This window comes from Breznakibacter xylanolyticus (assembly GCF_003254275.1).
Classification (GTDB): Bacteria; Bacteroidota; Bacteroidia; order Bacteroidales; family Marinilabiliaceae; genus Breznakibacter; species Breznakibacter xylanolyticus.
The window spans coordinates 76,812-91,771 of record NZ_QKZK01000004.1; the positions used below are offsets into that span (position 1 = coordinate 76,812).

Annotated in this window: 17 protein-coding genes; 8 read left to right on the top strand and 9 right to left on the bottom strand. The window is 46.2% G+C overall.

Going from position 1 to position 14,960, the window contains the following annotated elements:
• Positions 1–23: 23 nt before the first annotated feature.
• From LX69_RS03380 to LX69_RS03400, 5 genes are read left to right on the top strand one after another with little or no spacing between them, the layout of a single operon-like run.
• Complete coding sequence (locus tag LX69_RS03380; RefSeq protein ID WP_111444411.1) at positions 24–1,649, top strand: asparagine synthetase B family protein; 1,626 nt, start codon at positions 24–26, stop codon at positions 1,647–1,649.
• Positions 1,650–1,700: 51 nt separating this feature from the next.
• Complete coding sequence (locus tag LX69_RS03385) at positions 1,701–2,315, top strand: TatD family hydrolase (protein WP_170124218.1); 615 nt, start codon at positions 1,701–1,703, stop codon at positions 2,313–2,315.
• A 24-nt stretch (positions 2,316–2,339) separates the two neighbouring features.
• Positions 2,340–3,056, top strand: a complete 717-nt coding sequence (locus tag LX69_RS03390) for a tRNA threonylcarbamoyladenosine dehydratase (RefSeq protein WP_111444413.1) — start codon at positions 2,340–2,342, stop codon at positions 3,054–3,056.
• A gap of 10 nt (positions 3,057–3,066) precedes the next feature.
• Positions 3,067–3,603 (top strand): GNAT family N-acetyltransferase, encoded by a 537-nt coding sequence (locus LX69_RS03395; protein ID WP_111444414.1) that lies wholly within the window; start codon positions 3,067–3,069, stop codon positions 3,601–3,603.
• 4 nt (positions 3,604–3,607) lie between these two features.
• Entirely contained in the window at positions 3,608–4,369 is a 762-nt protein-coding gene (locus LX69_RS03400) for a sulfite exporter TauE/SafE family protein (RefSeq protein WP_111444415.1), read from the top strand.
• A gap of 75 nt (positions 4,370–4,444) precedes the next feature.
• Here the strand turns inward: LX69_RS03400 and LX69_RS03405 are convergent, their stop codons facing one another.
• Positions 4,445–5,311 carry a universal stress protein gene (locus LX69_RS03405; protein WP_111444416.1) on the bottom strand — a complete coding sequence of 289 codons (867 nt, stop codon included), beginning with the start codon at positions 5,309–5,311 and terminating at the stop codon, positions 4,445–4,447.
• Between the two features lie 213 nt (positions 5,312–5,524).
• Positions 5,525–7,429 carry a DUF4954 family protein gene (locus LX69_RS03410; RefSeq protein WP_111444417.1) on the bottom strand — a complete coding sequence of 635 codons (1,905 nt, stop codon included), beginning with the start codon at positions 7,427–7,429 and terminating at the stop codon, positions 5,525–5,527.
• Positions 7,430–7,654: 225 nt separating this feature from the next.
• On the opposite strand from LX69_RS03410, the gene LX69_RS03415 reads away from it, so the two are divergent.
• Positions 7,655–8,275 carry a YkgJ family cysteine cluster protein gene (locus LX69_RS03415; protein ID WP_111444418.1) on the top strand — a complete coding sequence of 207 codons (621 nt, stop codon included), beginning with the start codon at positions 7,655–7,657 and terminating at the stop codon, positions 8,273–8,275.
• Positions 8,276–8,287: 12 nt separating this feature from the next.
• Here LX69_RS03415 and LX69_RS03420 read toward each other — a convergent pair whose 3' ends face one another.
• Positions 8,288–9,262, bottom strand: coding sequence for a polyprenyl synthetase family protein (locus LX69_RS03420; RefSeq protein WP_111444419.1), 975 nt, complete (start codon positions 9,260–9,262; stop codon positions 8,288–8,290).
• Between the two features lie 264 nt (positions 9,263–9,526).
• Between LX69_RS03420 and LX69_RS03425 the strand changes: the two genes are divergently transcribed.
• Positions 9,527–9,829 (top strand): ArsR/SmtB family transcription factor, encoded by a 303-nt coding sequence (locus tag LX69_RS03425; protein ID WP_111444420.1) that lies wholly within the window; start codon positions 9,527–9,529, stop codon positions 9,827–9,829.
• 131 nt (positions 9,830–9,960) lie between these two features.
• The gene (locus LX69_RS03430) at positions 9,961–10,410 is read left to right on the top strand and encodes a 6-pyruvoyl trahydropterin synthase family protein (protein WP_111444421.1); all 450 of its coding nucleotides are present in this window, start codon (positions 9,961–9,963) and stop codon (positions 10,408–10,410) included.
• A gap of 156 nt (positions 10,411–10,566) precedes the next feature.
• Here the strand turns inward: LX69_RS03430 and LX69_RS03435 are convergent, their stop codons facing one another.
• The 6 genes from LX69_RS03435 to LX69_RS03460 form a co-directional block, all read right to left on the bottom strand.
• Positions 10,567–10,881 (bottom strand): type II toxin-antitoxin system RelE/ParE family toxin, encoded by a 315-nt coding sequence (locus tag LX69_RS03435; RefSeq protein WP_111444422.1) that lies wholly within the window; start codon positions 10,879–10,881, stop codon positions 10,567–10,569.
• Entirely contained in the window at positions 10,872–11,114 is a 243-nt protein-coding gene (locus LX69_RS03440) for a hypothetical protein (protein ID WP_111444423.1), read from the bottom strand. Before LX69_RS03440 ends, LX69_RS03435 begins: the two co-directional genes overlap by 10 nt.
• Positions 11,115–11,252: 138 nt before the next feature.
• A complete protein-coding gene (gene glmS, locus LX69_RS03445) occupies positions 11,253–13,088 on the bottom strand; it encodes a glutamine--fructose-6-phosphate transaminase (isomerizing) (protein ID WP_111444424.1) in 1,836 nt (611 codons plus the stop codon).
• A 95-nt stretch (positions 13,089–13,183) separates the two neighbouring features.
• A complete protein-coding gene (locus LX69_RS03450) occupies positions 13,184–13,804 on the bottom strand; it encodes a TlpA family protein disulfide reductase (protein ID WP_111444425.1) in 621 nt (206 codons plus the stop codon).
• Between the two features lie 22 nt (positions 13,805–13,826).
• Positions 13,827–14,450 carry a hypothetical protein gene (locus LX69_RS03455; RefSeq protein ID WP_111444426.1) on the bottom strand — a complete coding sequence of 208 codons (624 nt, stop codon included), beginning with the start codon at positions 14,448–14,450 and terminating at the stop codon, positions 13,827–13,829.
• A gap of 135 nt (positions 14,451–14,585) precedes the next feature.
• Positions 14,586–14,954: a hypothetical protein gene (locus LX69_RS03460; protein WP_111444427.1), complete on the bottom strand. Its 369-nt coding sequence runs from the start codon at positions 14,952–14,954 to the stop codon at positions 14,586–14,588.
• Positions 14,955–14,960 lie beyond the last annotated feature (6 nt).

Sequence of the window (14,960 nt, forward strand, 5' to 3'; positions counted from 1 at the left end):
AAGTATTGCCTATCTTGTTGAATATGAATATAGAAATTGCCCCATCTGGTTTTGTTTTTTCTGAGCCCCATTTTTCAAATGAGCGTTTTGCGTGCTGGTCGCGTGGCTATTTTGTCGTTGATGGCTGTATGGTGTGGGGCGACGATTTATGTCGATGGGCCGTTAAGGCGGCTGCCGATGGTCTTCTTATATCTTCTATTCCTGTTTTAAGTGGAGTGTTTCAATTGTCTATTGTTGACCGATTTGAGAATAAAGCCATTTTTATTCAGGATCGATGGGGCAGTTATCCGGTTTTTTGGTCGCACGATGCCGGCTCATGGCGTTTTAGTGACAGTGCTGAGCCATTTCTTACATCTGCGGGGCGAATGATGCGTCACGATGCTGTTGCTGAAATCTTAACTTTCGGTCACGTGATGGGGAATAAAACCCTGGTTGATGGTGTTAATGAATTGATTCCGCATCATTGGTGCAGCTGTCAGCTCGACGGGTTTGGTAACATTGATTTTAAGCAAACTGATTACTGGACTTATCATTTAAATTTTCCTTCGGCAGATTTTCGTGCTTCCTCCCATGCTTTCATCGATTTGTGGCATCAACGAATGAAAATTTTTGCCGATGGGGTTCAGCGTTCCGGCAAGGTTTGCTATACCCCCCTCTCAGCAGGATTGGATAGTCGATTGATTGCATTTGAACTTGATAGTTTGTCTGTTCCGCAAATCAATTTAACTTTTGGTTCCGGTATTGAGAGTCGTGAAATTAATGTGGCTTCTACAGTCAGTCGTTCACTTCGTCATACGCTTGGTCATTATGTGATGTACCTTAATGAGGCCAATTTTCGGCATCTGATTTCTTCAGCGCCAGGCCCTTATCGGCTTACCACCGCTCATTTTGCTGAAAAGGATTTATGGTTTCCCTCGCATTTTAATCACGAAGTGGGGTTCTTTTTTTCGGGGCATTCAGGCGATTTCATGGCTGGAAGTCATTTGCGCACGCGCATGAAATATTGGAAATCAGTCGATTCCGTAATTGAATACATCGTTCGCTTTAAGGGTACGCCACTTGGGAAACATCTATTTTTCAACGACAACGACTATCGCGATCTCATCACGGCTTCATTGACCGAGTGCTTGTGTGGTTATCCCGATTGGCTCAATGCATTTATGAATTGGGATTTGCAGCAACGTCAACGGCGGTTTATCATGCGCTCAGCCTTGTCACAAAATCCGCAAGAAGTACCGCTTGTGGTGATGCCTTTTTTCGATTACCAACTGTTCGATTTTTTTGTATATCTTCCTTTTGAATTTCTTCTCGACACCAAGTTATATCGTCACGCCCAAATGGATCATTTGTATCGTGGTGTGTCGCCTTTCGATCGTCTTCCGGCCAATGGGCGTCGAGTGAAACCCTTAATTAGCGGTACTGTTGGTGAGTATGGTTACAAGTTGGCATCGTTGTTCGACCGCGGCAAAAAGGTGCGCATGTACGATGAAACCATCGACTGGCAAAAGATATCAGGCGATTTTGTATTGCCCGATTGTCTGCCCGCTAAATGGAATGTTCCCCGTTTCCTAGGCGATAATTCCAGGATGTATTATGGATTGTCTGAATTCACCAAGATGTTCAATCAATTTAATAATAACTTGAAGTGATTTAATCACATTATCTATCTTTCAATGTTATTTGATTTTCATACTCATCGGGTGGGAAGTTTATCTGCCATTCATAATTGTTTTCCGTCAGAGGTAATCCCTGATAATGGTTATTTTTCGATGGGCATTCATCCTTGGCTGCTTCGTGAAGATTCGATGGTGGACGAGTTAGAGACGATGCTTTCGGTAATCCATCATACTCGCTTGTTGATGATAGGGGAGTGTGGTATAGATAAAACTAAAGGTCCTGATTTGAATGTGCAACTAACTGCTTTTCAGCGGCAAATTGATTTGTCACAAATTGCGTCAAAACCTTTGGTCGTGCATTGTGTGAGGGCTTTTGATGAACTTATTCGTTTGAAAAAAAGTCATTTGTCGCAACAATGGGCACTTCATGCTTTTCATGGATCACCGCAAATGGCGATTCAGCTTTGTCGCATGGGGTTTTATTTGTCGGTTGGCTTGCGACAGATGGAGGGGGACAGCGGGATGGTTCGTTTACGTGGGATTCCTGCTGATCGTCTGTTGCTCGAAACTGACGATGACCCGCATCCCATTGGTGAAGTGTTTGGGAAGGCTGCAGCGATTCTGGGTATGTCGATTGAGGCATTGGAAGCCCGTGTGGTTGTGAACGTGCAAACCTTTTTGGGTCGATCATTGTTTTGAATTTTTTGATTTTATAATTAAGATATGAGTTGGTTGCAACGCACTGAAATTCTGCTAGGTGCCGAAAATTTGGATAAATTGAAGAAGGCTCGTGTTTTGGTGGCCGGCTTGGGAGGGGTAGGTGCCTACGCGGTTGAACAACTGGCTCGCGCCGGTATCGGGCATCTCACCATTATCGATGGTGATGTGGTGCAACCGAGTAATCGTAATCGTCAGCTTCCGGCACTTTGCAGTACCCAGGGGTTGCCCAAGAGTCAGGTGATGGCCGACCGGTTGAGGGACATTAATCCCGAGATCAGTCTAACGGTTCTGCAGGAGTTTATTCGTGATGAACGAATTCCTGAGATTTTAAGTGATGATTACGATTATGTAGTTGATGCCATTGATACCCTTAGTCCTAAGGTTTTTCTAATTGTTAACGCTTTACAACGTCAGCTGCCCCTTATTAGTAGTTTGGGAGCCGGTGGCAAACTCGATCCTTCGCTTATTCGTGTGGCCGACATCAGCAAGAGTTATAACTGCAATCTGGCTCGCATGGTGCGCAAACGTTTGACAAAATTTGGAATTCGCAGCGGTTTTAAGGTGGTTTTCTCGCCCGAACTGGTCGACAAGGATGTCATCATTCTCACCGAAGGCGAGCAGAATAAAAAAACTACCGTGGGAACCATTTCGTACTTTCCGGCCATGTTTGGATGTTATTTGGCATCCGAAGTGATTCGTGATATCGTTGATAGGGTTTAATATAACTCCAATGATTGAGTCAATTCGTTTCATTGAACCATCTCAACATCTCACAGAATTGATTTTTGTGTCGGATGTTTGTTTTGGAAAGGGTTATTTGGGATTTCCCGATTTTCAGTCTCAACAGGCAGTTTGCCTGGGGGGCTTCATAGGTGGGCAGTTGGTGGGGTTTGCGCTCAATCAGTGCATTTCATTGTTTACGTGGCCTGATGATTTGGAAGTGATGAAACCCGATTTGCCTGTTCATTTGGTCAAGAGCATTGCCGTTTTACCTGAATTTCGTCATCAGGGATTGGGGGATGGTTTGTTGAGTGCTTCACTTGCTTTGCCGCAATTGTCATCGTGTGCTTATGTGGTTGGTTATGCATGGAAACAGGTCGACCGGGTGCCGGTGCATCATCAGTTTGTTCGCCATGGCTTTTTGCCGATGATGGAGATGCCCATGTTTTGGTATAACGACAGTCTCGCAAAGGGTTATCATTGTGACTTGTGTGGGGCTCCCCCTTGTAACTGCTCAGCCTTATTTTATTTGAAGAAAAATATTTAAACAGATGCTTGAATTCATCAATCCCATGTCGCTCACGTGGAGTGTTTGGACAATTACGTTGTCCATCGCTTTTTTAGCCGGATTATCAAAGAGTGGAATGAAGGGAGCCATCATGTTGGGGATTCCTGTTTTAGCGGTTCTTTACGGGGCACGCGAATCCACCGGCATCTTACTCCCTTTTTTAATTATGGGCGATTTGTTAGCCATTCGTTTTTATTGGAAACACGCACAGTGGCGGCATGTGGTGCGATTATTGCCATGGGCTGTGGTGGGCGTGTTGGTGGCTGTGTTTGTGGGAAAATATCTTGATGATGCTCTTTTTCGGGTGTGTATGGCCTCCATTTTGCTCATGAGTGTGGTCCTGATTTTGTGGAATGATGTTCGAAAGCGTGACAATAATTTGCTTCAGCACCCCCGGGTGTTGCCGTTGTTTGGACTTTTAGGCGGTTTTGCAACCATGATTGGCAACTTGGCCGGCCCTGTGTTTAGTTTGTATTTATTGACGCTTAAATTGCCCAAAAAGGAGTTTATTGGCACGGGTGCCATGTTTTATTTGACGCTCAATTTTTTCAAAATTCCTTTTCATGTGTGGTCGTGGAAAACCATTTCTCTGCCATCTGCACAAATGAACCTTGTCATGTTGCCTGCCTTGTTGCTTGGCTTTTTTGTCGGAAGCCGCATTGTGCGATTAATTCCTGAAAGTGCCTATCGTTATTTTGTGTTGATTGTTACATTTATTTCAGCCTTCACGCTTTATTTTAAATGAAGCACTAATTTGTGTTGTTAATGAAGTGTTGATGAATTTTTTTTCAGCAACTTTTCCCGTTTGGGGGCATTGAAATTATTCGTTGAACACCAACACCGGCATTTGCGCATGGTGTAACAGTTTGTGTGAAATGTCGGGGTGTAAAAACTTAAAGATGGCTTTTCTTTTTCGCCGAGTCAGTGCCAATATGCCCATGTTTTTTTCTTTCACGTAGTGGTTGAGGGCTTCCAAATGATGATCTCCCGTGAGTGTTTCGCAAACGATGTCATGATTGGGATAAGTTTGGTTGATGTATTCCCTGAGTGCTTCCAACCGCATGTGATCCCATTGGTCGGGATGGTCGTGAAGATAGCGCACGCAATGCAGGGTCGCTCCGTGGCCGGGCAGCAATTCAATGAGACGGTGCAGTGATATGTATTCTTCCGATTTAAAGTTGGTCAAAAATAGGATGTGATTCATTTTCTCAGCCACAATCTCGGTGTTTCTGGGAACCACCAACACGGGCGATTGGGTTTTATCAATCACATCCGAGGCGGTGCTCTCCATTAGTTCGGTAAACGTGTTTTTTTCAACCGATGAACCCACCACCACCAAGCTGGGGTGCCATGTGTCGGCTTCGTAACTCACCATGCTTTCCACTTCCCCTTTTACCGACATCGATGACAGGGTGAGCAACGCTGTGGTGCCGGTAGCTTCCCATAAGCGTTTCACTTCGGCTTCTTGATTCATCAGGCGATTGACAAATACTTCCTTTACGTCTTTTGCTGATGTTTCGGCATTGAGTTTGATTTGCGCGTATTCCTCCAGTTCAATAAAGTCGGAATAGCAATATATGAGACGGATGTGACAATCCAGGGTGTGTAGTAACTGAACGGCAAAAGCCATGGCTTTGTCCGAGCTGGTGGTAAAATTTACCGCGATGAGGATGCGTAACGGGTTCATGGTCTCGAACTTTCTATCTAAGTTACGCACAGAACGAGCCGTTGGAAAGAGTTTTTTTGCGCTTCTTCACTGAATCTCTTAATAAATCAGAGTTTTCAATGAACACGGAGACCATGAATTTTTTAAGGATATGATTCGAACATGATTCATTTGTTCGGTATTTGATTAAAATACCTCAGTGTTTATTGTTGGATGAATGTTTATTAATGATGATTATTTCGATTCTTGCTTTAATTTTTGAACAAATGAGTTGTCGTCGCATGTCCCGCGGATGGCCGTGAATTCATCAAATCGAATTTTGGGATCATCGTTGTATCCAAAGCTGATTTTCGACCGTTCGCTGTACTCTTTTTGGGCATCTTTTACCAACATCATGGTAAACCGTTGGTGGGCTGAGTGGCTGTTTTGCATAAACTGGCTCAGCTTGTCAGCATTGATGTCGACGATCGACATCCCCGTAAGTTCATCCCACCGAGAAAGCACCCATTGCCATTCGTCTTGCGGTGACTGATCGAAGGCCTCGTCTAAAAAGGCATCTATTTTCGACAGGCTTGCCAGTTGTCCGCTCTCTACTTCGTTGACCAATTGCATCAGTTTGTATTCGGGCATCAGCATTCCGGCCATGTCCACCCATCCAAAAGTGTCAATGCTGCCGTGTGTTCGTATTTCTTCAACCAATTGTTCTATTGAAAGGTTCCTTTCTTTTGATATTCTATCAATAATGTTTCCGGTGTAGATGGTGGCAATTTCATTGTAAATGTCGATGCCGCGACGCAATGCCGGTTTCTTGATGCGCACGTCTCCAATGGTGTAATAGCCATTGGGGGCTTCCTGATTCTGTTCGATGGCTGTGAGGCGTTGTTTTCCTTTCAGTGCTTTGCTTACAGTGTAGGCATGCAGCATGTTGTAGTGAATGCGATCGGCTTTGGTGCCGGTGCGGATGTCGCGTCCCGGCCATTTGTCGCTGTCGCGCAAGGTGCCGATGCTGCGGAAGTTGGCGCCGGGCACCAGTGAGCTGATGCCCTCCTCGTCCAACAGGTATGAGAAGGGAAAGTCGCCAATGTCAGGGTTGCTGTAATGGCGACCCATCACGAAGGTGAATGCCCCGATTTTTGCCGGCCATAGCAAATATGAATCACTCGAGAGTTTACAGCCTCGTTCGGTAACGCCTTGGTGCACAGGCCCCAGTTTGTACATGTGGTTGCTCTGGTTCGAGCCGCTGCCGGCGTTCATAAAGGCGAAGTAGCCGGCTATCAGCAGGGTCGATTTGTGGTGTGACACCGTATAGGGGGCGCAAAACGCAGAACAGGCCTCTCCGTGGTATAGTTGGCTGTTGGCGAAGCACACGGTGTGATCGGCTGAAAATTGTCGATCCACGATGCACCCTTGACCAATGAAGCTGTTTTTCACGATGGATGCGTTGTTGGTAACGCTGCCTGCTGCCATCATGAAGTTTTCGGCCATCACTCCGTGTCCGCAGCGGGTAGGGGCTGACTCGGTTGAATTAATGGTGCCGTTTTTAAGATGCAGTGATCCTTCTACGCGGGCGTGGTCGCCAATGTAAACGTTGGTGATGGTGTTGCAATTGGACACACGGGCGTGATGTCCTATAATTCCGTTGTCCAACAGCGCTTTGGAACATTTTTCGTCGATCAGGCGGGTGAATTGTTCGGTAAAGTTTTTGCGATGGCGCATAAAGGCCATCAGCCACGCTGTTTGTGCTGTCAGTCCCTCATAGAGGGGCACCTCGCGACCGCCGGCTTCGTTGATAACCGAGGCGCGGGTTCCGTTTCCGAAGGTTGACTTGCCAATTGCCTCTATGGTGCCACAGTTCTCTATCACCGCGTGCGATCGCACGATGTAATGACTCAGACGCCCCACCTGGCTCACCAGCACATGATCTTCAAGCGTGCAGTTGTCGATGGTGCTGTCGTGAATCCCCTCTGGTTTATCGTGCCCGTTCAGCTTGCCAATTTGTACGTGGCCGCTGAAGTGTGTTCTTCGTATTTTACTTGCGGTAAAGTTATCTTTTACGCTTATCCATTGCCAGTTGTCCGACGAACAGCCTTGCCGTTCCAGTTGTTCTTGCTCCGTGGGGGTGAGTGATCTGTAGGTCATTTTGTATGTATGGTTTTTCAGATTCCTTTTCGTGCAAATTAAGCATTTTGTTGGGAAATCGCCACGGATGGTTTTTTAAGCCTAATAAAAACTCTTTGTCTTTGTGAATCTGCGTTTTAATATTTCTTGATAACCCCTCTCCTTGACCCTCCGAAATAATTCTTCTTTGACGGTATCAACGATGCTTCCCGTCAATATCTTTGCCATCCAACAACAACACATTTTATGGATCGCGAACTGTTTATCCGTTCCCTGCAAATTGAAGGTTTAGAGGCGCTTATCGAGAAATATGCCGAATACGACCGTTTTTCGTCTGCCATTCAGGCTGATAAGGGATTTAAGTGTATTGATGGTTGCGGTGCCTGTTGCATGACCTCTTCGCTTAACCTTGAGGTGTCGGTTTTTGAGGTGCTCCCCTTGGCCATTGAGTTGTTTCGTCGCGGCCTGGCCGATGAGTTTTACGACCGTTTGGAGGGCTTGGATACTTCGGAGTCGGTTTGTGTGATTTATCACAAACTTTCGGATGATGGAAAACGTGGGTATTGTTCCATGCATCCCCAGCGTCCTTTGATATGCCGGATGTTTGGTGGTGGCATTCACGTGGGGAAAGCCGGTAAAAAAGATTTGTTGTTATGTCACTTAATGAAAGATGTATATCTGCCTCAATCTCAATTGGTGGATGAACTCATGCAGACGCTTCCCATTGTGCGGGATTATTGCACCGAGGTGCGCGATCTTAACCCCGATTTATCTCAACGATTGTTGCCCATCAATGAGGCTATCCGACAGGCACTCGACTTGATTTTGACCAAGTGGTATTATGCCTCCATGGAAGGCGTTTCTTAATGAGGTGTTTTTTTATTTCTTGCGGTTGATGGTATAATCCACCAACATTTCCATGGCTTTGCGAACGTCGCTTTCGGGGTATTGGTTCAAAATATCTTTGGCGCGGTTGGCATAATCGTTCATTTTTTCGCGTGCATATTCCATTCCCCCTTTATCAATCACGGTTTTGATAATTTCCTGTACCTTTTTGTCGTTGCGATGATGTTTGCGAATGGTCGACAACAGTTGTCGCTTTTCTCCCGGGTTGGATTGGTTCAGGACGTAAATCAGTGGCAACGTGAGTTTCTTTTCCTTGATGTCGTTGCCGGTGGGTTTGCCAATAAGGCCGCTTTGCTCAAAGTCGAAAAGGTCGTCGCGTATTTGGAAGGCGATGCCCAGGTTTTGACCAAATTCCTTCATTTTGGCAATGGTTTCTTCATCAGCTTTTACCGAATGTGCACCTGCAGCAGTACATGAAGCCAACAGACTGGCTGTTTTTTTGCCGATGACTTCAAAATAGATCTCCTCGGTGATGTTGAGCTTGCGCGATTTTTCGATTTGTAACAGTTCACCTTCGCTCATCTCGCGCACGGCTTCTGACACAATTTTGAGGATGCCGGTTTCGTTGGCGTCAAGGGCTGTCAACAAACCTTTCGAGAGGAAGTAGTCGCCCACCAGCACAGCAATTTTGCTCTTCCATAGCGCGTTGATCGAAAAAAATCCGCGCCGTTGGTAGGTTTCGTCCACCACATCGTCGTGGATGAGGGTCGCTGTGTGCAGTATTTCGATGAGTGAGGCCGCTACGTAAGTGCTTTCGCAAACGGTGCCGTTGAGCTTGGCCGATAAAAACACCAGCATCGGACGCATTTGCTTGCCTTTGCGACGCAGTAAATAGGTGGTGATGATGTCCAAAAGCGGGATTTTGGTTTTGAGCCTTGCCTTAAAAAATGGCTCAAAGGCTTCCATCTCCTCGCGGATGCATTTCTTGATGAACGATGTCTCTGACATGATGCTTGCTAATCCCGTTGGCTTTTGTTTTTAAAGTACCAAAATTAGTTTTTTTTCCCGATTTGCCGCATTTCTTTTCCATCGCCCATTTTTTCGCCCCTTTTGTTGTTTTTGTGTTCTATGTATTGATATATTTGCATGCGTTCAATTTGTTGTAGATTTCTCGTTTGCTATTCCAGATTTCTGATCGTGTCTAACCCTTTGATTTATAAAAATAACTGACTCTAATCCTCCTTGGGGGATGTGGGGTAAATATAAAAATTCATGAAAATCAACGAACTCAACCCCGAACAACTCGAGCGTGCGGCCAACATGCTTAAGGCCATTGCTCATCCCATGCGCATTTCCATCATGAGCTTGTTGGAAGAAGGCGCACGTTTGTCGGTCACCGAAATTCACCAGACCCTCAACATTGAGCAGTCCACCGCTTCTCACCATCTTGGAATTCTTAAAGATAAAGGGGTTTTGGGTGCCACTCGCGATGGGAAAAATACTTACTATTTTCTCAAGCACGAAAACCTTGCCAACATCATCAACTGCATCAGCCATTGCTCTGTCTCAGCCTGATGTTTTTGAACATTCATACGCGTCAAATGTTTATGATTCTATAGGAGTCCTCTTTTGGATACTTTCTCTTGTTCTTTATTCACTCTTGCACTTTTTCACTCTTGTACTTTTGCACTTTTTCACTAAAAAATATGACTTCCATTCGCCTCACCAAAGAGTTTCGTTTCGAGATGGCTCATGCCTTGTGGAATTACGATGGCCTTTGTCGTAATTTGCATGGGCATTCATACATTCTTCGTGTCACGGTGAAGGGGATGCCCAATGCCGACGCCAATCACCCCAAATGTGGCATGGTGATGGATTTTGGCGAGCTCAAGGCCATTGTCAAGGACGAAATTCTTGACCGTCTTGATCATGCCATCCTGGTAAGCGACCGTGCTCCGGTAAATGACATCGCCAATCTTTCTCAAATGGCCGAACGCCTTATTGTGGTCGATTATCAGCCCACGTGCGAGAATATGCTTGTCGATTTTGCCCAACGCATTGCCGCCCGATTGCCCGAGCGTGTGATGCTGCACAGCTTGCGTCTCAATGAAACGGCCACTTCGTATGCCGAGTGGTTTGCTGAGGATAATGGGTGAGTGGACATTTCGTTCAATTATAGCGGGTAGTGTAGCATTAGTGGCAGAATGCGGGCGAATCTCATTTCAAACCGTTTGATGGTTGATGTGGGAAATGAATATTGCAGTACGTGCTTCACCCGGCATTAATGCTACACAATATTAGCTACTGGCATTTTATTTTCTGTTTATCTTTTCTGGATTCTGCCTTGTGTCAAACACGTCAACAACTTCAACTCTTTGAGTTGTTTGATTAATCCAGTAGATAATCTTGTAGTTTTTGAAAACTACATATCTAAAACTTTCAGGTCTGTCAGAGAGTAGTTCTTCTTTCTGTCCGGTAAATGGTTGTTTTGAAAGTATATTTGTTGATTTTACAATGCCTTCAACAAGTTTTTGTGAGGTTTGAATCCCTGCTTTTTTCTTGTTAAAATCAAATATTTCATACAATGCTGATTTTGCAAAATCAGTCCAATAGATTTTTAGCGCCATTTGTGCATTTCTGCTAAGAGGTCTGTATTTTCAATCAATCTGTTGTGTTTAGAGTCATGCAGAGATTTATTAATTCTATTGTGTAGCTCTTCTATTGAAAATGGTTTAAGACCTTCTTTTTCAGCTTTTGTGGTTTCCTTTTTTAAACATTTCTCCAATCTAACTACGATATCCTCACTTTGGATTTTAAGGAATTCTTGCACAAATTCAATTTTTCTAGCTTGCAAATCCATGACAATCAATTTTGAGTAAAATTACAAAAAATCAGGACGAAGTATCAAGTTTTTTATTCCTATGCTTGTGGCTAATATAAAATGACCCGTATTGAGCATTGTTCAATACGGGCCATTTAGTTATGGTGATATAGATGTTTACTCCACCGTCACCGACTTCGCCAAATTCCTGGGTTGGTCAACGTTACAGCCGCGAAGCACGGCAATGTAGTACGAGATGATTTGCAATGGGATGATGGTCACCAGTGGTGCCAGTGCTTCGTGGCATTCGGGCACCTCAATCACGTGGTCGGCCATTTTTACAATCACGTCATCGCCTTTAGTTACCACAGCAATCACCTTGCCGTTACGGGCTTTCACCTCCTGGATGTTACTCACGATTTTCTCGTACGATTTGTCCTTGGTGGCGATGATGAACACGGGCATGTTTTCGTCGATGAGGGCGATGGGGCCGTGTTTCATCTCGGCTGCGGGATACCCTTCGGCGTGGATGTACGAAATCTCTTTCAGTTTCAGAGCTCCTTCGAGGGCAACGGGGTAGAGGTTGCCACGTCCCAGGTAAAGGGCGTTGGTGGCATCTTTGTAGGTCTCGCCAATGCCTTTGATGTATTGCTCGTCCGAGAGGATTTCCTGTATTTTGTCCGGTATTTGTGTGAGGCCGGCGATCAATTCTTCGTAGGCTTCCTGACTAATGAGGTTGCGTTTTTTGCCCAGCAAAAAGGCCATCATCATCAGCACGGTTACCTGCGAGGTGAATGCCTTGGTAGATGCCACGCCAATTTCGATGCCTGCATGGGTATAAACGCCGGCGTCGGTTTCGCGAGCGATGGACGATCCGGCCACGTTGCACACGCCCAGAATGAGTGCGCCCGATTCCTTGGCCATCTTGATGGCAGCCAGCGTGTCGGCTGTTTCGCCGCTCTGGCTGATGGCGATAATCACGTCATCGGCATAGATGACCGGGTTGCGATAGCGGAATTCCGAGGCATATTCCACTTCCACAGGGATGCGGGCATACTCCTCGAAAAGATATTCGCCCACCAGTCCTGCATGCCACGATGTCCCACAGGCAATGATGATGATGCGGCGCGCCTGCACCAATCGGGGCAGTACGTCGGTGATGCCGCCCAGGAACAGGTTCGACTGATCCATGGAGATGCGACCCCTGAAGGTGTCCGAAATGGTGTGCGGCTGTTCGTGTATCTCTTTGAGCATGAAGTGTTCGTAACCGCATTTGTCGATTTCATCGATGCTCAGTTCTATTTTCTGGACTTTGGGAACCAGCATGTCATTCTGGATGTTTTTCAAATCCAGATGGTCGCGAGTGATGACAGCCACATCTTCATCGTTCATAAATATCACCTGGTCGGTGTATTCGATGATGGGGGTGGCGTCTGATGCCAGAAAATATTCCCCTTTCCCCACGCCAATCACCAAGGGCGATCCTTTGCGGGCGGCGATGAGTTTACCGGGTTCGTCGATGCACGAAATCACCAGACCATACGCACCAATCACTTTGGTGAGAGCCAGTCGCACTGCCAGTTCGGCATCCACCTGGTTTTCGGAGTAGATGCTTTCGATGAAGTTGGCCAGCACCTCGGTATCGGTTTGGCTTTGAAAGGCATATCCGCGTGCGGTGAGTTCCCGTTTCAGGTGGGCATAATTTTCGATGATGCCGTTGTGAATGACGGTGAATTTCCCGTTCATCGAGGTGTGCGGGTGTGCGTTGGCATCACTGGGTTCGCCATGCGTGGCCCAACGGGTGTGCCCCATGCCGATGGTGCCGGTGATGTCTTTCCCTTTGGAGTGTTCTTCCAGGTCTTTCACCTTGCCTTTGCATTTGTACACTTTGGTGCCGTGGTTAATCAGGGCGATGCCCGCCGAGTCGTATCCACGGTATTCCAGGCGTTGAAGACCTTTGATCAGGATGGGATAGGCAGTGCGTTCTCCCACGTATGCTACAATTCCGCACATGTGATGGTCGTGTTTGGTTTAATCTATTATTTTGAGCCCCAAAAATACTGTTTTTTAGGAATCCTCAATCGTTTTTTTGTTTGACCGAAGCGTGTTTATTGTTCACCATTTACGTTTGCTTTGGTGTATTTGCTCAAAATTTTGTGAATGCGACGCCCGTTCCAGTCAGCGGCTCCAATTTTGCGCAGTACAATGCGGTGGTTAGGGGTGACGATGAACGTGGCCGGAATGCTTTCCGAATTCAATAATTCCGGTGTGGTGCCTATGGGACGATAAACCGGCAGGTTGAGCCCTCGTTCGCTCATGAACCGCGATACTTTGTCAGGATCCTCATCGTTGATGAGCAAAAACATCACGTTGTCTTTCCATTGTTCGTGAAGTTTGGCAATGGATGGCATTTCGGCCACGCACGGCGGGCACCAGGTGGCCCATAGGTTAATGAACAGTACTTTCCCCTGCAACTCCTTCAGAGTGATGGTGTCACCGTGCTGCGATAACATTGACCATTGCAGTTGCGATTCGGGCAAATATATCACCTCCTTGGTTTCGCGTGGTTGAAACAAGGTGTTGCGGATGATAAAACCTGTAATGGATGTACGGCTCTGTGGGATGATGAGCAACAGCAATGCAATGACGAAAAGGAAGTCCAGGGCTATGCCCCATTTGCTTTTTCGAGCCACGTATTTGGCCCATCGTTTGGTAATCAGGTTGCTCATCTTTCTTTTTTTGATGATGTGGTTATCGAACCCAACGCAGCATCGAGGTTTTTTCTCGTGTTCCGTTCACTGTCATCTTTATCTTCACCCAGCGGTTTTTTTTCAGCTCCGGCACCTTGTCGTAAAATCGATCCAGGTCAATGACCAACATGTGGCTGGTTTGTGTGGTGAGCGTGATGGGGAAGGCGGCTGACCCGGTAACGTGTATCACAAAGGCTTTTTTGCCTCCCGGTCGGATGAATTCAACCACCGGATTCGAAAATGTCTGACCACTGCGTGTGGTGTTCAGAATAAATAACCGCATCATGCGTCTTTTGTTTTCTTTCGACCGGAAAATTGATGTCCGCACCAATACCATTCCGGGAATTAGTTTTTCGATCCATCCACGACGTTTGGCCACGAACACCAGCAACACCACACCTACCATCAACAGGTAGGGGAGCCAGTTTGTCAGCGGTGCTTCCGGTGTGGGAGCCAATTTGTCTGTCAATGTCCCCGTAACCTGTTCCGATGGTGTCACCACCTTCTCGCGGATATTTTCACCCTGGCGGCTGCACCAATGAACCACCACCATGATGGTGAGTGCACTCAGAATCAGTAGCCTGTTTTTTTTATAGAATTCTGCAATTTGACGCAAGGTATTCATCTGTTTATATAAGTATTAAGATTTGATTATCAGGATACAAGACGATGAGGGCTTGATTTTTAATTTATATTACTCTTTCACTTCTGTCCTTTTGCACTCTTTCACTCCTGCACTTTCCTCCCTCATTCACTCTCCTTAACCAATGGGCAGCGGTTGCATTCCATCATAGTTGATGTAATATTCACCCCCAACGATCGGGCGTGCCATTTCCTCCTCGGTTTCTCCGTTGGCATTGGCAATGCCAACGGATGCAAAATAGCAGAGAGCTTGGTGTTTAATTGCCAGCTTAGCCACCTCGGCGGCGACTTCAGGTTCTAAGATGCCCATGTGTGGGTAGCAGGCTGTTTTGACCACCACCAGAATGTAGCGATCGTTCTTGCGTGCCAATATCTGTGGATTTACGTCTATTTCTTTACGAACGTTCAGAACTTCGTAGCCTTTGTCAACCAGTTCTTTGTAAGCCACTTTGATGCCCATGTAATGGAGCTCTTCGGGTGTCATCATGCTTTT